Source organism: Marinobacter sp. B-21, assembly GCF_056857895.1.
Genome location: NZ_JBSXNZ010000085.1, coordinates 71,192 through 90,460, shown reverse-complemented (window position 1 = coordinate 90,460; position 19,269 = coordinate 71,192). Strand labels below are relative to the sequence as shown.

The following is a 19,269-nucleotide window of genomic DNA, read 5'->3' as shown; positions in this document are numbered from 1 at the left end:
GCCGGGCAAAATCACCGGTATTGCCGCCCAACCCGTGCGGTGATACCGGTCAGAAGTTCGTAGGATATGGTGCCGGCGCAGGCAGCCACCTCGTCAACACCCACGGTTCTGCCCCACAGCTCCACACTGTCCCCTTCTCTGGCCTCCGGTGCTCCGGTCAGATCGACAGCCAGCATGTCCATGGACACCCGGCCAATGAGCCGGATTCGCCGACCATTGATGGCAGCGGGCGTATTCGTCCCGGCGTGTCTTGGGTAGCCATCACCATAACCGACGGCCACCATACCCATCCGGGTGTCCTGGTCAGCCACCCAGCCGGCACCATAGCCGACGGATTCCCCGGCACGCACAACACGGGTGCTGATTAACGGCGCTTCCAGCGACATGACCGGTTCAAGGCCGAGCTCCGGGCCGGTCTTGCCAATCACCGGAGAACCGCCATAAAGCATGATGCCGGGTCGGCTCCAGTCATACAGGGGCTGGCCGGCAAGAAAATGGGCGGCCGAGTTACCAACGCTTTTCATTAATTCGGGCCAGGACGCAGTTGCCTGCTCAAAGACCGACGTTTGATCGGCAGTCATGGTGTTTTCGGCATCGTCGGCGCAGGCAAAATGGGTCACAAAACCCAGCAGCCTTTCACTGGCCTTCATGGCTTCCAGCCGAATCATCACCCCGCCCAGCTCGCCTGGATGAAACCCCAGCCGGTTCATACCGCTGTTAACCTTCAGCCAGAACGCCGGCCGTTGATCCGACAGCTCCAGCCACGCCAGTTGCTGGACACTGTGAAGTACCGGCTCGAAATCCTGCTGCGCACAGTCGGCCAGATCCTCACCGGCGTGGACACCCTGAAGCAGCACAACCGGCTGTTCCAGGCCACTCGCACGAATGGCCACAGCCTCTTCCAGACAGGCTACCGCGAATTTCGGTACCAGGCTGTTCAGGGCCGACGCCACCGGACCAATGCCATGACCATAGCCATCAGCCTTTACCACGGCCATCACCTGTGCACCGCCGGCACGCCGGCAGGCAGTCTGGTAATTCCGGCGAAGTGCCTCAAGGTCTATCCGGGCGACCGTGCTCCTCGGCATTAATACTCTCCGCCGTAGTCGCTGTAATCGCCGTGGGCCAGGTCCTCGAATTTGGTGTACTTGCCGATAAACGCCAGGCGAATGGTGCCTATGGGGCCGTTCCTCTGCTTGCCGATGATAATCTCGGCGATACCCTTGTCCGACGTATCCTCGTTGTACACTTCATCCCGGTATACGAACATGATCACGTCGGCATCCTGTTCAATCGCGCCGGATTCACGCAGATCCGAGTTAACCGGGCGTTTGTTGGGCCGCTGCTCAAGACTCCGGTTGAGCTGGGACAGGGCAACCACTGGGCAACTCAGCTCCTTGGCAATCCCCTTCAGGGACCGGGATATTTCTGAAATTTCCGCCGTCCGGCCCTCGGTGTTACCAGGCACCCGCATCAGCTGCAGGTAGTCGACCATGATCAGGCCAATCCTGCCACCGTTCTCCCGGGCGATACGTCGGGCCCGGGAGCGCAGCTCGGTGGGGCTAAGGCCCGGCGTATCATCAATATAAAGCGGTTTGTCCTTGAGCAGGCTGACCGCGGACGTCAGGCGAGGCCAGTCGTCTTCTTCCAGTTTGCCGCCCCGGACCTTGGTCTGGTCGATACGCCCGAGTGAAGAGAGCATACGCATGGCCAGCGCATCTGCCGGCATCTCCATACTGAACACCAGAACCGGCGTGCCGGTGCTGATCAGCGCATTTTCAACAATGTTCATGGCGAAGGTGGTCTTACCCATCGAAGGACGACCGGCCACAATAATCAGATCCGAAGGCTGCATTCCCGAGGTCTGCTCATCCAGGTCCTTGAAGCCGGTGGTCAAACCGGTGGTTTGCTCACCGGATTCAAACAGCTCCTCGATCCGGCTCAGGGTCTTGGCCAGAATCGGGTTGATTGCCTGGGGCCCGGACCCTTCCTTGACCCGCGCTTCGGCAATCTGGAACACGTTCCGTTCGGCCTCATCCAAAATTTCGTTGCTGTTCCGGCCCTGAGGGTTGAACGCGGAATCGGAGATTTTGCCGGAAACCTCCACCAGTTGCCGCAGGACAGAGCGTTCCCGAACAATATTGGCGTAGGCCTGGATGTTGGCCGCTCCCGGCGTCTTTTCCGCCAGTTCGGCCAGATAGGACAGCCCCCCGGCATCTTCAATATCCCCTGCCCGCTCCAGAAACTCGGCGAGGGTCACCACATCCAATGGCTCGCTTTCACTGGCGAGGCGCTCCACGGCGCCAAAGATTAGCCGGTGATCCTGCCGGTAGAAATCGCCAGCCGAGATGATCTCGGAAATCTCATCGAACCGACGGTTGTCCAGCATCAGGCCACCCAATACCGCCTGCTCTGCCTCAACAGAGTGGGGAGGGACCTTGATGCGACTGGTTTCGAGATCGGTACTCGCGGGCTTCAGATTGGGCTTGGCCATGAAAACATCTTCAGTTGGATGTCAAAACCACGACAGTTTAAGCGACCTGCCGCTGCAATGGGAGAGGGTTACCAGACCGTAACAGCATACCAGAAAGCAGCAGGCCCGAAAGCCGCAAGATGCGGTTCGGGCCTGTTGGGCAGGCCGGTCGATGCCTTCGAAAAGACAGCGCCGGCCACCAGCGTATTACCAAGGCCGGGGAACCCCGGCTCCGCTTTCAGGAAAAACGGTTTACTCGGCAACAATCGCCAGCTTGATGGTGACTTCGACGTCCGAGTGCAGCTGAAGCTCAATCTCGTATTCGCCGGTCACACGCAGCGGGCCTTCCGGCAGACGAACTTCGCTCTTCTCAACGTCGGTGCCACCGGCAGTGATTGCGTCAGCAATGTCACGCACACCGATAGAGCCGAACAGCTTGCCTTCTTCACCAGCTTTGGAGCTGACGGTGAAGGAAGCACCTTCCAGAGCCTCGGCACGGGCCTGGGCAGCAGACAGCTTCTCGGCAGCCGCTTTCTCAAGCTCGGCACGACGCTCCTCGAACGCCTTCAGGTTTGCTTCCGAGGCAGGTACAGCCTTGCCATACGGAAGCAGGAAATTACGACCGTAACCGGCCTTGACCTTTACCTTGTCACCCAGGGAGCCAAGGTTTGCAACTTTCTCGAGCAGAATAACTTCCATCTCGTTAACCTCTTCGTGCTTTATTCAGCCGGCCCGGCAGGTTTTATACGCCTCCGGATATCCAGCCAGCTATCCACAAAAGCCAGAACCACTAACAGAATCATCAGGCTTGGGCCCAACAGAACCAGTGCTATATAAAACAGCGCCAGCCACTGCCCACTCAGCTTTTTCAAACCAACAATACCGTGAACCAGCGCCAGGCTCGCCAAAAACAGCGGCGTTCCCGCGGCCCAGGCCAGCAGCATGGCGTTCAGACCGAGAAACGGACCCACCACCATGGTTACCGCACACAACACCGCAATCGGCGGAGACAGCCTCAGACCATGGAATTCCTTGCGGAATCCGCCGGGGTTATAAAGCCCCGCCTGCCAGGAGCGCGCCAGCATGGTCATGCCCACACCTGTTGCCAGGTAGGTGCCTGCCATGCTCGCGTTCATGGTGTCCCGAATCACTCTCTCAAGGTCATCCCCGAGACTCTTCGCAATTTCGGCGTTGTACTGTTGGTAAAAGCTCACCCCGGTCTGGACCAGATCATCCAGCAGGCCGGGATAGATCACAGGCAACATCAGGCCTGTGACGATTCCGAGAAAACTCCCTCCGAGAAGGGCCTTCTCCCAGGACTGCGTGGTTCGGATAAGCGCCGCCATCAGCATCACCTGAAGCAGTACCGCCAGAGCCGTCGGGTCTTGCCCGAAAATGCTCCAGCCGAGTGCCGGTAGCAATGCCCAGAGCCCGATGTTGAGCCCCTGACTGATGCCGAGCCTGAGAATAACCAGGCCGACAACGGCTGCGCCAATCCAGAACAGCAGGGGTATGGCAGTGGTTACTGCTGCTACCCCGCCCGCCTGCAGGGGACCGCGCATTACATACTGTGCAAGTGCACGCATGGTCCCAAGTCCCGTGTCTCTGTTACTTAGTTATCGTGGCTGTCCGAGTACGGCAGCAGTGCCAGGTAGCGGGCGCGCTTGATAGCGGTAGCCAGCTGACGCTGATAACGTGCTTTGGTGCCGGTGATGCGGCTGGGCACGATTTTGCCGGTTTCAGTGATGTAGCCTTTCAGGGTGTCCAGATCCTTGTAATCGATCTCTTTAACACCCTCTGCCGTGAAGCGGCAGAACTTACGACGCCTGAAAAAACGAGCCATAACTTAACTCCTCAACTCCGGTTAATTACTCTTCTTCGTCCTGGGTTTCAGCCCGCTGACGTGGCTCGTCAGATTCGGCTGAACGACGCGGGCGATCATCGCCGCCACGACGGTCTTCACGGGACTCGGAAGCTTTCATCGGGGACAGGTCCGTATCAGCACCATCGCGGCGCAGGATCATGTCGCGGATGATGGCATCGTTGAAACGGAAGTTGTGAGTCAGCTCGTCCATCGCTGCCTGTGAACATTCAACGTTCATCAGTACGTAGTGAGCCTTGTGAATCTTGTTGATCGGGTAAGCCAGGTGACGACGGCCCCAATCTTCCAGGCGATGTACCGTACCGCCATCTTCAGTGATGACGCTGGTATAACGCTCGATCATCGCGGGCACCTGCTCGCTCTGATCCGGATGTACCATAAAAACGATTTCGTAGTGACGCATGAGTTCTCCCTACGGTTTAAACAGCTTCCTTTTTACCGGCCAGATTGAAAAATTCGCGACCGGCAAACATGAAAGCAAGGAGTTGACAGCCTGAGCTGCCGGTTTCTTTTTGCTTTATCAATAAGGCTTTGCAAGAAAGGCTTGATCAAAAGCGAGACCTTGCACTGCCATCATTCAGGCAATACAAAACCGCCCCTTCGAAAAGGGGTGACGTATTCTAGGCGGGTGAGCCCCGGTGTGCAAGGGTTAACCAAGTCGCTGGCGCAGAGCTTCGTATAGGCAAACACCCGTAGCCACCGACACGTTGAGGCTGTCCACATGGCCCAGCATTGGAATGTTGATCAGCTGATCGCAGTGCTCACGGGTTAAACGTCGCATTCCCTTGCCTTCAGCACCCATCACCAGCGCCACCGGGCCCTTGAAATCTGCCTGGTACAACGTTGCATCCGCCTCACCGGCGGTGCCAATCAGCCAGACACCCTGCTCCTGAAGGCCCCGCAGGAAACGGGCGAGATTAGTCACCCGCACGAACGGCACCGTCTCTGCGGCACCACACGCAACCTTACGAGCCACCGGAGTCAGTGAGGCAGACTTGTCTTTCGGCACAATCACCGCCTGAATACCCACGGCATCGGCCGTACGCATGCAAGCGCCAAGATTGTGGGGGTCGGTTACCCCGTCAAGCACCAGCAGGAATGGCGCCTTGTCACTGCCAGCCAGCTGCGCCAGAAGATCATCTTCCGTCCACTCCCGGCTTTCACTGACCTCTGCCACAATGCCCTGGTGTACACCGGCAACCCGCTCGTCGAGCTCCCTTCGATGCACCACTTTCCAGCGCACACCCAGCGTATCCAGCGCATCGGTAATGCTCTTGACCCGCTTGTCCTGCCGGCCGGTCTGAATCCAGACCTGCTCCAATCGTTCAGGCTCACGCTTGAGAACTGCCTCAACCGTGTGCCAGCCAAACACAAACTCTCCGGACACTGATTCTGTTCCCTGTTACTTACCTGAATTACGGGGCTTGCGCTGCTTGTTGGCGCCGGAGGACTTACCCGACGCTTTGCCGGACTTTTTCTTTGTCGCCTCTTTTGCCGCTTCCGCGACCAGCTGCTCCCTGGCACTGGAGGGCTTGCCACCTTTTTTGGGGCTCGCACTCTCCGGCTTTTTCTGGCCACGGGAACCTGAAGACGTACCGCCTTTCTTGCGGCCGCCCCGGTCTCCCTTACCCTTTTCACCGCGCTTGCCGCCCTTGCCGGGGCCCTCACGCTTGGAAACGTCCAGAGCATCCCGGTCGGCCTGGCGCCGCTTCGGAGTACTGATCAGTTCCAGATCAATCTTGCGATCCTCCATCCCCACGCGGACAACCCGCACGCGGACTTCATCGCCCAGACGGAAGCTCACCGCGGTGCGCTCGCCAATCAGGCGATGCTTGGCCGCATCGTGATGGAAATAGTCACCACTGAGGGTGGAAACGTGAACCAGCCCCTCGATGTAGATGCCCGACAGATTCACAAAGAAGCCAAACGGCACCACGGCAGCAATAATGCCATCGTACTCTTCGCCTTCATGGTCCTTGAGGAACTCGCACTTCAGCCAGGCCATGACATCCCGGGTGGCATCGTCCGCCCGACGCTCGGTCATGGACACGTGCTCGCCGAGCCGCTCCATGCTGGCATAATCGTAAGGGTATTCAGCGAGCTCGGGATCCGTAACCGGTGGGGTTACGATATCTTTCTTCACTTCAGGATTGTGAATACGGGACTTGATCGCCCGATGCACGATCAGATCCGGATAGCGACGGATCGGCGAGGTAAAATGGGTATAGCTGGCAAACCCGAGGCCGAAGTGACCGCTTTGTTCCGGGCTGTAGACCGCCTGGCTGAGCGAGCGCAACATGACCATCTGGATCACATTGGCATCCGGCCGGTCGGCCACTTCGGCCAGCAGAGCCTGGTAATCGGCAGAGCTTGGCTTGTCTCCACCACCCAGTTGCAAACCCAGCTCACCCAGAAACAGGCGAAGGGCATTCAGTCGCTCTTCAGAGGGCCCGTCATGCACCCGATAAAGTGCCGGCATTTCGTGTTTCTTGAGGAAACGGGCCGTAGCTACATTGGCGCACAGCATGCACTCTTCCACAATCTTGTGCGCATCGTTGCGTTGCACCGGCACGATTTCCTCAATCTTGCGCTCGGCATCAAACACAATTTTCGTTTCGGTGGTCTCAAAATCGATAGCACCACGCTCAGTACGCGCCCGCCGAAGCAACTTATACAAGTCGTACAGGTTATGGAGATGCGGCAGAAGATCCGCGTACTGGGCCGCCAGCCGGAAGCCCTGCTCGGTATCCGGCCGCTCCAGCATGTCGCTGGCCTTGTTGTAGGTCAGCCGGGCGTGGCTGCGCATCACCGCCTGATAAAAGGTATAGCCACTGATGTTGCCGGCCGCACTGATGGTCATGTCGGCCACCATACACAGGCGATCAACATCGGGATTCAGGGAGCACAGGCCATTGGAGAGTTTCTCCGGCAGCATCGGCACCACATGGTCCGGGAAGTACACCGAGTTGCCCCGGCGAATGGCCTCTTCATCGAGCGGAGACTCAGGCCGTACATAGTGGGACACGTCGGCAATCGCCACCACCAGGCGATAACCACCACGGGGACGGGGTTCGCAGTAGATCGCGTCGTCAAAGTCCCGGGCACTCTCATCGTCAATGGTGACCAGCCGCATATTGCGGATGTCCACCCGGTTTGCCTTGTCTTTTTCGGCAACCTCAGCGGGAATCGATGCGGCCTGCTCACCCACTGCAGGCGGCCAGCTGTGGGGAATGTCGTAGGAACGGATGGCGACATCAATTTCCATTCCCGGCGCCATGTGCTCGCCGAGAATCTCGATCACCCTGCCGGTTGGCTGGGTGCGAATTGTGGGCTGACGCAGAATTTCCACCACCACGTACTGGCCGTGATATGCCTCGCCAGCATGCTCCTCCGGTATCAATACCTCGTGGTTGATCCGGGCATTTTCCGGTACAACAAAGGCGATACCACTTTCCTTGAAGAATCGACCAACCGTCTGCTCGGTACGATGCTCCAGCACCTCAACAATGACACCCTCCCGGCGACCGCGGTCATCGACCCGGTCAACCCGGGCGGCAACCCGGTCACCATGAAATACCTGGCGCATCTGGCGCGCTGTCAGGAACAGATCGGAGCCACCATCGTCCGGCACCAGAAAGCCGAAGCCATCCTTGTGGCCGATGACCCTGCCCGTTACCAGATCGGCTTCTTCGATAGGGAGGTAGGCGCCACGGCGGTTACAGATCAGCTGGCCATCCCGGCACATGGCAATCAGGCGCCGACGGAGGGCTTCGATACCTTCCGGCGAGTTCTGTCCAAGCTCGGAACACAATGTTTCATGTGTTGCGGGAGCCCCGCGATCCTTGAGGTGCGAGAGGATAAATTCCCGGCTTTGAATAGGGTTATCGTAATTTTGGGCCTCACGACTGGCGTGAGGATCCCGGTCCTTTTTATTTCTGGAAACCATTCGGATCCTTGCTCTGCTTCTGTACCACAACGGCACAGTCTGGATTCATTTGCAACGGAGTATAACGTTGGGATGTAGCTCCTGCCTATCAACCTGCCGTGAATAGGCATAAATACCTGCCATTCTTTTTGCAAAAAAACGTTTGACAGCCCCGGCGGGAATTATTAAAGTACGCGCCATCGGTTGAGAGACAAACCTCAACGCTGGCAGAAACGTCTAGTTTTCAATAAGCTAACGATAATTCTGCAAATCACCTGCCGAGGTGGTGAAATTGGTAGACACGCTAGCTTCAGGTGCTAGTGGGGGCAACCCCGTGGAGGTTCAAGTCCTCTCCTCGGCACCATCTCTTCCCTCAAGAGATGCGAATCAATTACCTCCCTGTTAAATTCAGCAACTTCGTCGCCACCCTGGCGTTTCTCTGGTTTTACACCCGACGGCATAGCTACTGAAACCACGACACGAGTAGTGCCGATGCAATGAAACCAATTACGGTGCCTGAGAAAGCCCCTGCCAACTGGTGACCACTAATATCACGGCTGCCAGAGCCGGGCTAATGAGGTTTTCCAGGTCATACGCAAGGCGGGAAAGAGACAATTGATGGCCATAGCCGTGCCCAAGACCTGGCCGGCATTATTACCCGCCAGGTCAAACGCCATGAGGCTGAGAGCAACGGTTGACAGGCCCGGTCAGTCCAGCAGCGTTAACAGGTATGCCGACAGCCTCTGGTAACCGTATTCCACTCTCGCATAGGCCGACACTGGCAATCCGTCGAATTCGCGGCCACATTCACCGCCGCCGCTATAACGCTTGAGGTAGGCATTACGGATAAGACCCGGCTGCTCCGGATAGAAGCCGGCAGCGTCCGCCGCGGCATAGTTCATTACCCACTCGAAACCGCGGTCTCCAGTCACCCGGCTGAGATCGGAAAGAGCCGGATCCATAAAGCCATAGCGCAACAGCCGGAGGTTTGAGTTTTCAGCCCCGGAAAGCGCCCGGGTATCGAACTCAAGCATCAGACCTGAAAAACCGGCAGGCTGAGGCTCATAGCCAGAAAACTCATACGCCTGACGACCCGTCACAACCTGACTGGCTCCTGCCGCGTCGTCCTGAACACGACAACTGTCAATGCCGGAAGCAAAAGCAACCGCCTCCCGTTCGCTACCGTTCTGCGAAATCCGGTAACCCGGGAACACCTGTGGTGCACTGGCGGTTTCGGGAACGAGCCTGCGGGTCATTCCGCCGGCGTGCTCGGCAATAAGCTCCACCAGATCCCCACTCTGAATGGTCCAGCTGTAGACAACCTCCGGGTTGCCCCCCAGCTCGGTTGAGTCAGCAGAAATGCCTTCGTGGTCATGGCAGGTGGTACCGGTCTCAAAATAAATCCGCTGGTTGTCCCAGTCGAAGGTCAATCGCTCATCGACACCCTCGGCATCATAGTTGATACGGCTCTGCTCTGAGAGCGCGACTGACGGTAACCACTGGCTCTCCAGATCCGCCATCCGGCCGCTTACACTGACCAGCCTTGCCAGTTCCCGCATGGACGGCGCAAGGCATCCGTTCGCCGACACCGACAAAAGCCGCCCGCCCTCACTGTAATCAAAGGTAAGCTCAGCGGAGATCAGGAGACTGGAGCGGCTCGCCGGCAGGTTACCCTGGCTGGCGGGCTCGGCATAGATTTTCTGGCTCGTGAGCAGGACCGGATCACTGAGCTCGACACTGACCTCGGGGAGCTCAAGGGCATCGACGTCAATATTCCCGTAGCCCCCTTGTTCGGCCGCATCGACCACGGCGATGACAGCTTCGGCATTCTGAACCAGTGACAGACCCAGCAGGAACACTGCCTCCTTGCTGAGAAAGCGCTCCGTGCCATCACTGCCCGCCATCGCCAGCAGATCGTTATAGGCGGCGGGGATCTGGCTGGCCATGAACCTTGCCAGGGCGCGGGCGTAGGCGTGGGAGCGGTCATCCCCAACGAGGATGTAATCCCGCACCAGATTGAGACCCGCCAGGCTGGCCGCCGCTCCGGCCGGATTCTCAAGAAAGGAGCCCAGACCCGCCAAACCCCGGTAGTGCGCCAGGGTTGTCAGTGGCGTGACATTCCGGACCCCCGGAGGCGCCGACATCAGGTAGGCGCTGGCCACCGGGACCTCTCCGTTGCGGGTTTCCTCAAGGGTTTTGTCTGGCAGGGCCACGGCATACAGCGGATAGTTCCGCGGATCGAGATCCGGGCCTGCCGCGGGGTCCAGCGCCAGCTCGGAAATATCCATTGTAAACCGGCCACCAGGGCCGCTCATAGCGGTCGGCTCACCGGAATCAAGGGTAACTTCCTGACCGTTCTCCAGCTCTATAACAAGGGGCCCCGGAGTGTACTGGCTGTCACCATCCATATCCAGCCAGACCCGGGCGTTGTTCAGGTAGCCGTCGATAACCTTGCCCGTGTAGGGAACCGGCTCGCTGTACTCCACCCCATCGAAATCCCGACCATCCACGGGCAGCTCGTCGGATTCCTTGCCGCAACCGGCCAGGACGAGGGAAAAAGCAGTAACAGACAGGCAAATGAGGCGTTTCATCGCGGCAACCATTTATCCTTGTTAGAGGTTGTGTCGCTACTTTAGGGGATGTGCTTGCCGGAGACCTTGACAGGTTTGGCAATTTGTAAAGTTTGGTAACCAACTGGCCCCGGAGGCGCAGACACCCGGGGGCCAAAGCGCCCTGCCCGGCTCAGAATGAGCGGGCGACGATTTCCTTCATGATTTCATTGGTGCCGGCATAGATGCGCTGCACCCGTGAATCGGCCCAGGCGCGGGCAATCGGGTACTCCCACATATAGCCGTAGCCGCCGTGAAGCTGGACACACTCGTCCATCACCTTGCATTGCAGGTCGGTGGTGAGCTGTTTGAGCATCGCCGCGGTGGGAATGTCGAGCTTCTTCTCCAGGTGCAGTTCCAGACAACGATCCGTGAACACCCTGGCCGCGGTGATTTCCGCTTTCATTTCCGCCATCTTGAAGCGGGTATTCTGGAACGAGATCACCGGCTTGCCAAAGGCATTCCGCTCTTTGACGTAATCCAGGGTCCACTGCCAGGCCGCCTCGGCTGCCGCAACGGCACTGAGAGCCACCTGAAGACGCTCTGCCGCCAGCTCCTGCATCAGTTGGAAAAAGCCCTGACCTTCGCCCGGGCCGATCAGGTTCTTCGCAGGCACTTTCACATCCTGGAAGAAGAGTTCGGAGGTGTCCTGGGCTTTCATGCCCACCTTGTTGAGGTTCTGGCCTTTCTCGAAACCTTGCCACGCGGTTTCCACCATGAACAGGCTGATGCCCTTGGCGCCTTCCCCGGGATCGGTTTTGGCAACAACAATGACCACATCGGCCAGCTGGCCATTGGTGATGAAGGTTTTCGAGCCGTTCAGGAGGTAGTGATCGCCGTTTTTGACCGCCGTGGTTTTCACGCCCTGCAGATCCGAGCCGGCACCGGGCTCGGTCATGGCAATGGCACCGATCATCTCACCGCTGGCCAGTTTGGGCAGGTAATGGCTTTTCAGCTCGTCGGAGCCGTAGTTCAGCACGTAAGGCGCGACAATGTCGGAGTGCAGGCCCCAGCCAATTCCGGTCAGGCCCGCTCTCGCCACTTCTTCAATCAGCACCGCACTGTACCGGAAGTCCGCGCCCACGCCGCCGAACTCTTCCGGCAGGCACGGGCAGAGGAATCCCAGCTCGCCGGCTTTCTGCCAGAGCTCGCGGCTGACCTGGCCGTCCTTCTCCCACTGGTCATGGTAAGGCACGGCTTCCTGCTCCAGGAACTTGCGGACGGAATCGCGGAAGCCTTCAAGATCGGCGTCGAAGAGAGTGCGTGGAATCATGGTGAACCTCGGTGAATAACCTGTGTTGTGATTGTCGTTCACCAAGTCTCTGCCCGGAGGTCCGTTTGCTCAATGATGAAAAGCATCAATCGGGCTGGCCAAAACCATCGTGGGGAGCTTCGGATTAACTCTGAACCACCTCTGGCCTCAGCTGTTGCGCTTGTCCTCGGCGTGGGCTTCGCCCCAGCGGGGCATCAGGTCCTGGGGAAGGTTCAGATGGTCAAGGATGCGGGCGACAATAAAGTCCACCAGATCCCCGACGGATTGCGGCTTGTGATAGAACCCGGGGCTGGCCGGCATGATCACTGCCCCCATGCGGGTCAGCTTCAGCATGTTCTCCAGGTGCACCTCCGAGAAAGGCGCCTCCCGGGGCACGAGGATGAGGGGGCGCCGCTCTTTCAGGGCAACATCACCGGCCCGCTCTATCAGGTTGTTGCTGGCCCCGGTCGCCAGGGCCGAGAGCGTGCCGGTGCTGCAGGGGCAAATCACCAAAGGGGCCCTTTCACCAGAGCCGGAGGCCGGCGGTGCAAACCAGTCTTCCCGGCCAAACACCAGGACCTGGCCGGGCTCGGCACTGGCGTAGGCAGACAGTGTATCCTGCATGGCGGGCGGCGTTCCCGGCAGCTTCAGGTCGGTTTCCGTGGCAATGACCACCTGGGCAGCACGGCTGATCATCACGTTCACCCGGCAACCGGCCGACACCAGGCACCGCAACAGCCGCAATCCGTACTGGGCGCCCGAAGCACCCGTGAACGCCAGATTAACGGTAGATACCCGGGCTTGGTCATTGGTCATGGATAGCGCCACCAGTCAGTAAAACAGAGTCGCCGGCATTGCCGGATCAGCCACGAATACGCTCAAGTTCGGCAATGAGTTTACCGTGAATGCCGCCAAACCCTCCGTTGCTCATGATCACAATGTGGCAGGGGCTGGGCAGATCTTCCAGTACCCGGGCTATCAGATTCTCCACAGAGACCTCAATCCGGTGCAAATCAGACCCGGCATTGTCTTGCTGCCAACTGGAAATCAGGGCCAGCAGCCAGTCCATGTCATTCAGGTTGGCCCACAAAACCCGGTCGGCCGCCTCGGCGCTGGGCAGCAGTGTCTGCTGATGGACACCCTGCTTCATGGTATTTGAGCGCGGTTCAATCAAAGCCAGAATCGGTTCCTCACCAACCCGGTTGCGCAGGCCCTCAAGGGTGGTGGCAATGGCCGTCGGGTGGTGGGCAAAATCGTCGTAGACGCGCACGCCCCCGATATCCGCCAGCAGCTCCATCCGCCGCCTGACGCCGGAGAACCGGCACAGGGCCGCCACGGCATGATCGGGGGTGACACCGACATGGCGGGCGGCGGCGATGGCAGACAGGGCGTTGCGGACATTGTGGAGACCGGTCTGATCCCATTTCAGAGTCGCCACCGGCTGTTCGTGGTGAATCACCAGAAACCGGCTGCCGTCCTCGGACAGCAGCTCGGCGCGCCAGTCCGACATGCGCGGGGTTTCGCTGCCGATGGCGGTGTCCTGCACCTGGCTCCAGCAGCCCATGGCGAGGGCATTATCCAGATGCGCATCGATGGCCGGCCGGACGATCAGGCCCTGGGAGGGAACGGTTCGGACCAGGTGATGAAACTGTCGCTCAATGGCTTCGACGTTCTCGAAAATATCCGCGTGATCGAACTCCAGGTTGTTCAGGATCAGGGTGTGGGGGCGGTAATGGATGAACTTGGAGCGCTTGTCGAAAAAGGCGCTGTCATATTCATCCGCCTCGATGACAAAGAAATCACTGTTACCCAGACGCGCCGACACCGGAAAGTCCCGGGGCACACCGCCCACCAGATAGCCGGGCTGAAAACCGGCCTGATCCAGTATCCAAAGCAGCATGGCAGTCGTGGTGGTCTTGCCATGAGTACCGGCTACCGCCATGACCCACCGGTGCCTCAGCACCTCACGGGCCAGCCATTCCGGACCGGACATATAGTCGATGTTGCGGTTGAGCACGGCTTCCACTTCGGCGTTACCACGGGACATGGCGTTACCGATCAGCACAAGATCCGGCTTCGGCTCCAGGTGATCCGGGCTGTAACCTTCCATCAGGCTGATGCCCTGGGCCTCCAACTGGGTGCTCATGGGTGGATATACGCCCTGATCGGACCCGGTCACGGTGTGCCCGAGCTCCCGGGCGAGAACAGCCAGGCTGCCCATGAAGGTGCCACAGATTCCGAGGATATGAATGTGCATTCGGCGACTGCCCTCTGTGTTGAAACCCGACAAGCCTCCCGTATCCGCCCCACCCCGTCAAGAGCCACGCTATCCGCAATCCTGCTCATGAAAATTGCCGGCGTTTGGCGTATCATCTGCGCCATTGTCGAACCAGCAGGAGGCTCCAGCCCGAGATGGCCATCAAGAACGCATTTTACGCTCAGTCCGGTGGTGTCACCGCCGTCATCAATGCCAGTGCCTGCGGGGTTATCCAGACCGCCCACAAGCATCCGGACAAGATCGGCAAGGTATTCGCCGGACGCAACGGCATTATCGGAGCGCTGAGAGAGGAGCTGATTGATACCAGCCTTGAAAGCGATGATGCCATCCAGGCGCTGATTCACACCCCCGGGGGCGCTTTTGGCTCCTGTCGCCACAAGCTCAAGAACATCTCCGAGAACCGTCGCGAATACGAGCGCCTGATCGAAGTATTCCGGGCCCACGATATTGGTTACTTCTTCTACAACGGCGGCGGAGATTCCCAGGACACCGCCTACAAGGTCTCCCAGATCGCCGACAAGATGGGCTACCCCATTACCTGCATCGGGGTTCCGAAAACCGTGGACAATGACCTGCCGTTCACCGACTGCTGCCCGGGCTTCGGTTCGGTAGCCAAGTACATTGCCACCTCAACCCTGGAAGCCAGTCTGGACATCAAGTCCATGTGCGAGACGTCCACCAAGGTGTTCATCCTGGAGGTAATGGGGCGCCATGCCGGCTGGATTGCCGCATCCGGCGGGCTGGCCGGACAGGGCGAGGGCGAGCCGCCGCACATTATCCTGTTCCCGGAAATTCCCTTTGATCGCGAAACCTTCCTGGCCCGCGTGGACCACTGCGTCGGGGAGTATGGCTACTGTGTTGTCGTCGCCTCCGAAGGTGCCCAGTACGAAGACGGCCGATTCCTGGCCGACGCCGGTGCCAAGGATGCCTTTGGTCATACCCAGCTTGGCGGCGTTGCCCCCGCCCTGGCGAATATGGTAAAGCAGGCCCTGGGCCACAAGTACCACTGGGCCGTGGCTGACTACCTCCAGCGCAGCGCCCGCCACATTGCCTCCGCCACCGATGTGGAACAGGCCTATGCCGTCGGCAAGGCCGCGGTGGAAATGGCCCTGGATGGCAAACAGGCACTGATGCCGACCATCGTTCGCGAACAGGCGAAGCCTTACCGCTGGAAGATTGGCGAAGCGCCGCTGAGTGACGTGGCGAACCAGGAAAAGAAGATGCCGATTCACTACATCACGGACGATGGTTTTGGCATCACCCAGGATTGCCGGGACTATCTGGAACCCCTGATTTTCGGGGAGAGCTTCCCGCCGTTCGACAATGGGCTGCCGCGGGTTGCCAGACTGCAGAACACGCTCACCGAGAAGAAGCTGAAAACCGGGTTCCAGCTCTAGCCTGTCGGACTTCATCGTAAGCACCAAAAAGGCCTGGCAGAAATCCTCTGCCAGGCCTTTTTATTCTGCGGGGCAGTATCTGCGGTTAACGGACCAGTTCCGCTTCGTGGTCCCGCACATAGGCATAGAACTGATCGAACCCACCCACATACCGATTGCCCACCTGGATCTGCGGCACGGTGTATACCGGCCGACCAATGCTGTCGGCGATGTCCTGTTTGCTCATGCCTTTTTCGATCATATCGACCCAGACATACGGGATGTTCCTGGCCTCACACAAGTCCTTTGCCCGAACACAGAATCCACAACTTGAACGGCCGTAAATCGTGACCTGCTCCATAAAGACCTCCCAAACGTCTGTAACGATAAATTTTGAGATGGGTAAAAGACAATGGCTGAATGATGACACGGCAAGCCGGAATTGGAAATTGATGCTTTGAATCGCCGTCATAGTCGCCACAATGCTGGCCCATAGTCAGGAGCAGTGGCACAACAGGCGCTTAGAGCTTGACGAGCGCTTAGAGCTTGAAGAGGAGCGATAACTGTTTCATGGTAAAATCGGACCTGCGGGGTGCTGGAGATTCCGTTCATCACAGATCAAGGAGGGTCCGGTGGCCTACCTGACGCTATTTCTGACTGCATTCGCCGCCGCCACGCTGCTGCCCGCGTACTCGGAAATTCTGCTTGGCACCATGATTAGCCAGGACTACTCCTGGTGGTGGCTCTGGTTCTGGGCAACGCTGGGCAATACGCTTGGCTCGGTCGTTAACGGAGTTATCGGCCGGCAAGTGGACCGCTTCAAGCACAAACGCTGGTTTCCGGTCAGCGAACTGCAGCTGCACAAGGCGCGGAACCGTTTCAATCGTTATGGCCAGTGGTCACTGCTGATGGGCTGGCTGCCCCTGGGGGGCGACGCGCTGACCCTGGTGGGTGGCATTATGCGCGTGCCCTGGCTGAACTTCGTTATTCTGGTGGCTATCGGCAAGGGCACCCGCTACGCCTTCGTGCTCTGGCTGGTGGCGGAAGCATCCGGGGCATCGTCACCCTCACCATAGAGGTATTTGCGCAGCAATGGTTCGCCATTGAACTCGGAGTTCAGAACGGCGATAAACGTGTAGACCCCGATCAGCTTTCGGTTCAGGAATACGAATTCCTTGGGAGGCACCCGGAAATACCGGCTGATGGCGGAACGGGCCGCCTGGCGAGCCACCCTGGAAGGCAGATCACTCTGCTTCCAGCGGTACTGCCCGTGACGGTTGACGGCATAATCCGGCCAGGAATCCTTGTCGCTGGACAGGGGTTCGAGTACCGACATACACACCGTACCAAACTTCTGCAGCACTTCCTGCGGCCATTCCGGGCTCATGAACCGCAGCTTCACGCCACCGTCGATCACCGCTTTCAGATCGTTTTCGTAAGAGGCCCTGATCATCTGGATCACCGGCTTGAGAAACTCGTCCGAGTACACCTGCACAGCCCCGAAATCGAGAAGGACGATGCGGTCATACCCGGGATCTTCGCCCTCTTCGCCGGCGATCCGGATCCGGTAATTGCCAAAGTTGGGGTCGGTCTGGATTTCACCCCAGTCAAACAGCTCCCGGAAAAACAGCTCCAGTGCCGCTTCCCCCAACGCACTGCGGCGTGCCAGAGGCAAGTCTCTGACGGCCTGGGAACTGACCGAGTGGCCGTGCTCAAAGGTCGAGGCGATGATATGGGCGGTTGAGAATTCCGGCAAAACCCTCGGCACGATAAACCGGGGATCTCCGGCAAGCATCTGGCGGAACTTTTCCGTCGTCTTCGCTTCCAGACGGTAGTCCACCTCACGGTGCATCATCTCCCGGACTTCTTCCAGCCAATCGTTAAACTCCGGGCCGAAACTGACCAGTCTGGCGACCCGGAGCAGCTGGGCAACGGCATTCAGGTCACTGTCTACGGCCTCGGCCACGCCGGGGTATTGCACCTTCAGAACCAGCTCGAGTCCGTCGCTGCGGCGCCGGGCGCGATGAACCTGGCCCAGCGAGGCAGCGCCGATGGGCTCAGGGTCCACGTCCAGCCCGGCAAGCCGCTCTGGGTCCAATTCAGCCTTCAGCACCCGTTCAATCGCCGGCCATTCCAGTGAGGTGGTCTGGTCCTCAAGGGTGTGCAGCGCTTCGGTCACTTCCTCGGGCAGAAAATGTTCACCATACAGCGCCATCACCTGGCCAATTTTCACCACACTGCCCTTGAGCTTACCAAGCTCATCCACCAGAAATCGCGCCTGACTGGAAAGCATCGCCCGGTGGCGCTTTTCCCGGTTCTCCTTGCTGCTGAACCAGTTGGTGGCCATGTGCGAGGCCATGCGCGTACCAGCGAACAAACCGGCACGCGTCATGCTCAACCGGCGTTCAAAGCTGCCTGTCTTGATGCGGGAGACCGAATTTCCTGAGCGTCTGGATGACATGGATGACCTGTTCGGATCAGAGAATTTCACCAGGTTTGGCGGCTCACGCCATTATACGGCTAGTCCGGTGAGCCGGCCTAACCGAGTTGCCCGGGTTTAACTGGCCACATGGCCAAGCCCCCGACCAACTGCTCCACCAGGCGTTTCTGGACATCCGCAACCGTCACACCCGGAACGAAATCGCGTACCTGGCACATGACCATGCCAGCGTAACCGCAGGGATTGATGCGTCGGAAGGGTTCCATGTCCATGTCCACATTGAGGGCAAGCCCGTGGAACGAGCAGCCCCGGCGCACGCGCAGGCCGAGCGACGCGATTTTCGAATCGCCCACGTAGACACCCGGGGCATCAGGCCGCGGTGCGGATTCCACACCCAGTCCGGCAAGGGTGCGGACGATGGCCTGTTCAATCTCGTCCACCAGGCCGCGGATACCCAGTTTTTTCCGGGACAGATCGATCATCAGGTAAATCACCAGCTGGCCCGGGCCGTGATAGGTCACCTGGCCGCCGCGATCTACCTGGATCACCGGGATATCACCGGGCGCCAGAATATGCTCGGCCTTGCCCGCCTGGCCCTGGGTATAGACCCGGGGATGTTCAAGACACCAGAGCTCATCGGCCACGGTGTCATCCCGGTTGGCGGTGAAGGTTTTCATGGCCTCCCAGGTTTCCAGGTAGGGTTGTTCTCCCAGGGACCGGACGATCAGTTCAGCCATCTGGGTCAGAGCACCATGTGCACACGGCCACTGGCCTTGAGCTCTTCAAACAGGGCTTTCAACTGAGCCTCACCGGTGGCCACGATTTTCAGCTGCACCGATGAAAAGCGGCCCTTGCTGCTCTCATTCACCGATATATCGGTTTCGCAGATCCCCGGCGCATGCTGTTCCACGACCTCGACCACGAACTCAGTGAAATCCGGTGCAGAATTACCAATCACCTTGATCACGTAGTCGCATGGAAACTCAATTTTTGGTGCTTTCGGCTGACTCATGCCGCTTTACTCCCGGTGACCA

At 58.9% G+C, this 19,269-nt stretch carries 18 protein-coding genes, 1 tRNA gene and 1 pseudogene; 3 read left to right on the top strand and 17 right to left on the bottom strand.

Going from position 1 to position 19,269, the window contains the following annotated elements; all coding sequences use genetic code 11:
• Positions 1-11 precede the first annotated feature (11 nt).
• The 8 genes from alr to rnr all read right to left on the bottom strand — a co-directional run bounded on the left by alr (position 12) and on the right by rnr (position 8,301).
• Positions 12-1,088 carry an alanine racemase gene (gene alr, locus AC13C0_RS15395; protein WP_482954655.1) on the bottom strand — a complete coding sequence of 359 codons (1,077 nt, stop codon included), beginning with the start codon at positions 1,086-1,088 and terminating at the stop codon, positions 12-14.
• The gene (gene dnaB, locus AC13C0_RS15390) at positions 1,088-2,494 is read right to left on the bottom strand and encodes a replicative DNA helicase (RefSeq protein WP_117619721.1); all 1,407 of its coding nucleotides are present in this window, start codon (positions 2,492-2,494) and stop codon (positions 1,088-1,090) included. Before dnaB ends, alr begins: the two co-directional genes overlap by 1 nt.
• 231 nt (positions 2,495-2,725) lie before the next feature.
• A complete protein-coding gene (gene rplI / locus AC13C0_RS15385) occupies positions 2,726-3,172 on the bottom strand; it encodes a 50S ribosomal protein L9 (protein WP_117619720.1) in 447 nt (148 codons plus the stop codon).
• 20 nt (positions 3,173-3,192) lie between these two features.
• On the bottom strand, positions 3,193-4,059 hold the full coding sequence (locus AC13C0_RS15380) for a YybS family protein (protein WP_117619719.1): 867 nt from the start codon (positions 4,057-4,059) through the stop codon (positions 3,193-3,195).
• A gap of 26 nt (positions 4,060-4,085) precedes the next feature.
• Positions 4,086-4,316 (bottom strand): 30S ribosomal protein S18, encoded by a 231-nt coding sequence (rpsR, locus tag AC13C0_RS15375; RefSeq protein WP_007154918.1) that lies wholly within the window; start codon positions 4,314-4,316, stop codon positions 4,086-4,088.
• A 25-nt stretch (positions 4,317-4,341) separates the two neighbouring features.
• Positions 4,342-4,758, bottom strand: coding sequence for a 30S ribosomal protein S6 (rpsF, locus tag AC13C0_RS15370; RefSeq protein ID WP_117619718.1), 417 nt, complete (start codon positions 4,756-4,758; stop codon positions 4,342-4,344).
• 246 nt (positions 4,759-5,004) lie between these two features.
• Positions 5,005-5,742: a 23S rRNA (guanosine(2251)-2'-O)-methyltransferase RlmB gene (gene rlmB / locus AC13C0_RS15365; protein WP_117619717.1), complete on the bottom strand. Its 738-nt coding sequence runs from the start codon at positions 5,740-5,742 to the stop codon at positions 5,005-5,007.
• A gap of 15 nt (positions 5,743-5,757) precedes the next feature.
• Positions 5,758-8,301: a ribonuclease R gene (gene rnr / locus AC13C0_RS15360; RefSeq protein WP_482954654.1), complete on the bottom strand. Its 2,544-nt coding sequence runs from the start codon at positions 8,299-8,301 to the stop codon at positions 5,758-5,760.
• Positions 8,302-8,557: 256 nt separating this feature from the next.
• On the opposite strand from rnr, the gene AC13C0_RS15355 reads away from it, so the two are divergent.
• A tRNA-Leu gene (locus AC13C0_RS15355) sits at positions 8,558-8,644 on the top strand.
• A 111-nt stretch (positions 8,645-8,755) separates the two neighbouring features.
• Here the strand turns inward: AC13C0_RS15355 and AC13C0_RS15350 are convergent.
• The 5 genes and pseudogenes from AC13C0_RS15350 to mpl form a co-directional block, all read right to left on the bottom strand.
• A pseudogene (locus AC13C0_RS15350) lies at positions 8,756-8,984 on the bottom strand (hypothetical protein); the annotation flags it as partial.
• Between the two features lie 3 nt (positions 8,985-8,987).
• Positions 8,988-10,871, bottom strand: coding sequence for a hypothetical protein (locus tag AC13C0_RS15345; RefSeq protein ID WP_482954653.1), 1,884 nt, complete (start codon positions 10,869-10,871; stop codon positions 8,988-8,990).
• A gap of 151 nt (positions 10,872-11,022) precedes the next feature.
• Positions 11,023-12,162 carry an acyl-CoA dehydrogenase family protein gene (locus AC13C0_RS15340; protein ID WP_117619714.1) on the bottom strand — a complete coding sequence of 380 codons (1,140 nt, stop codon included), beginning with the start codon at positions 12,160-12,162 and terminating at the stop codon, positions 11,023-11,025.
• Positions 12,163-12,309: 147 nt separating this feature from the next.
• Positions 12,310-12,957, bottom strand: coding sequence for a flavin prenyltransferase UbiX (locus AC13C0_RS15335; RefSeq protein WP_117619713.1), 648 nt, complete (start codon positions 12,955-12,957; stop codon positions 12,310-12,312).
• Between the two features lie 46 nt (positions 12,958-13,003).
• On the bottom strand, positions 13,004-14,398 hold the full coding sequence (gene mpl / locus AC13C0_RS15330) for a UDP-N-acetylmuramate:L-alanyl-gamma-D-glutamyl-meso-diaminopimelate ligase (RefSeq protein ID WP_117619712.1): 1,395 nt from the start codon (positions 14,396-14,398) through the stop codon (positions 13,004-13,006).
• Between the two features lie 155 nt (positions 14,399-14,553).
• On the opposite strand from mpl, the gene AC13C0_RS15325 reads away from it, so the two are divergent.
• Positions 14,554-15,816 (top strand): 6-phosphofructokinase, encoded by a 1,263-nt coding sequence (locus AC13C0_RS15325; RefSeq protein ID WP_482954652.1) that lies wholly within the window; start codon positions 14,554-14,556, stop codon positions 15,814-15,816.
• 85 nt (positions 15,817-15,901) lie between these two features.
• On the opposite strand, the gene AC13C0_RS15320 is transcribed toward AC13C0_RS15325, so the two are convergent.
• Positions 15,902-16,156, bottom strand: a complete 255-nt coding sequence (locus AC13C0_RS15320; RefSeq protein ID WP_117619710.1) for a GrxA family glutaredoxin — start codon at positions 16,154-16,156, stop codon at positions 15,902-15,904.
• Positions 16,157-16,427: 271 nt separating this feature from the next.
• On the opposite strand from AC13C0_RS15320, the gene AC13C0_RS15315 reads away from it, so the two are divergent.
• The gene (locus AC13C0_RS15315) at positions 16,428-16,871 is read left to right on the top strand and encodes a YqaA family protein (RefSeq protein ID WP_117619709.1); all 444 of its coding nucleotides are present in this window, start codon (positions 16,428-16,430) and stop codon (positions 16,869-16,871) included.
• Here AC13C0_RS15315 and AC13C0_RS15310 read toward each other — a convergent pair.
• The 3 genes from AC13C0_RS15310 to AC13C0_RS15300 form a co-directional block, all read right to left on the bottom strand.
• Positions 16,811-18,256 carry an ABC1 kinase family protein gene (locus tag AC13C0_RS15310; protein ID WP_482954651.1) on the bottom strand — a complete coding sequence of 482 codons (1,446 nt, stop codon included), beginning with the start codon at positions 18,254-18,256 and terminating at the stop codon, positions 16,811-16,813. The genes AC13C0_RS15315 and AC13C0_RS15310 overlap by 61 nt on opposite strands.
• A gap of 77 nt (positions 18,257-18,333) precedes the next feature.
• Entirely contained in the window at positions 18,334-18,972 is a 639-nt protein-coding gene (gene lipB / locus AC13C0_RS15305) for a lipoyl(octanoyl) transferase LipB (protein ID WP_117619707.1), read from the bottom strand.
• A gap of 5 nt (positions 18,973-18,977) precedes the next feature.
• Complete coding sequence (locus tag AC13C0_RS15300) at positions 18,978-19,247, bottom strand: HP0495 family protein (RefSeq protein WP_117619706.1); 270 nt, start codon at positions 19,245-19,247, stop codon at positions 18,978-18,980.
• Positions 19,248-19,269: the final 22 nt, after the last annotated feature.

Excerpts from the sequence above, each read along its gene's own strand:
- alr (WP_482954655.1), bottom strand. The coding sequence starts at position 1,088 with ATGCCGAGGAGCACGGTCGCCCGGATAGACCTTGAGGCACTTCGCCGG.
- AC13C0_RS15320 (WP_117619710.1), bottom strand. The coding sequence starts at position 16,156 with ATGGAGCAGGTCACGATTTACGGCCGTTCAAGTTGTGGATTCTGTGTT.
- dnaB (WP_117619721.1), bottom strand. The coding sequence starts at position 2,494 with ATGGCCAAGCCCAATCTGAAGCCCGCGAGTACCGATCTCGAAACCAGT.
- AC13C0_RS15325 (WP_482954652.1), top strand. The coding sequence starts at position 14,554 with ATGGCCATCAAGAACGCATTTTACGCTCAGTCCGGTGGTGTCACCGCC.
- AC13C0_RS15310 (WP_482954651.1), bottom strand. The coding sequence starts at position 18,256 with ATGTCATCCAGACGCTCAGGAAATTCGGTCTCCCGCATCAAGACAGGC.
- rpsR (WP_007154918.1), bottom strand. The coding sequence starts at position 4,316 with ATGGCTCGTTTTTTCAGGCGTCGTAAGTTCTGCCGCTTCACGGCAGAG.
- lipB (WP_117619707.1), bottom strand. The coding sequence starts at position 18,972 with ATGGCTGAACTGATCGTCCGGTCCCTGGGAGAACAACCCTACCTGGAA.
- AC13C0_RS15300 (WP_117619706.1), bottom strand. The coding sequence starts at position 19,247 with ATGAGTCAGCCGAAAGCACCAAAAATTGAGTTTCCATGCGACTACGTG.
- rpsF (WP_117619718.1), bottom strand. The coding sequence starts at position 4,758 with ATGCGTCACTACGAAATCGTTTTTATGGTACATCCGGATCAGAGCGAG.
- AC13C0_RS15345 (WP_482954653.1), bottom strand. The coding sequence starts at position 10,871 with ATGAAACGCCTCATTTGCCTGTCTGTTACTGCTTTTTCCCTCGTCCTG.
- rplI (WP_117619720.1), bottom strand. The coding sequence starts at position 3,172 with ATGGAAGTTATTCTGCTCGAGAAAGTTGCAAACCTTGGCTCCCTGGGT.
- mpl (WP_117619712.1), bottom strand. The coding sequence starts at position 14,398 with ATGCACATTCATATCCTCGGAATCTGTGGCACCTTCATGGGCAGCCTG.
- rnr (WP_482954654.1), bottom strand. The coding sequence starts at position 8,301 with ATGGTTTCCAGAAATAAAAAGGACCGGGATCCTCACGCCAGTCGTGAG.
- AC13C0_RS15340 (WP_117619714.1), bottom strand. The coding sequence starts at position 12,162 with ATGATTCCACGCACTCTCTTCGACGCCGATCTTGAAGGCTTCCGCGAT.
- AC13C0_RS15380 (WP_117619719.1), bottom strand. The coding sequence starts at position 4,059 with ATGCGTGCACTTGCACAGTATGTAATGCGCGGTCCCCTGCAGGCGGGC.
- AC13C0_RS15335 (WP_117619713.1), bottom strand. The coding sequence starts at position 12,957 with ATGACCAATGACCAAGCCCGGGTATCTACCGTTAATCTGGCGTTCACG.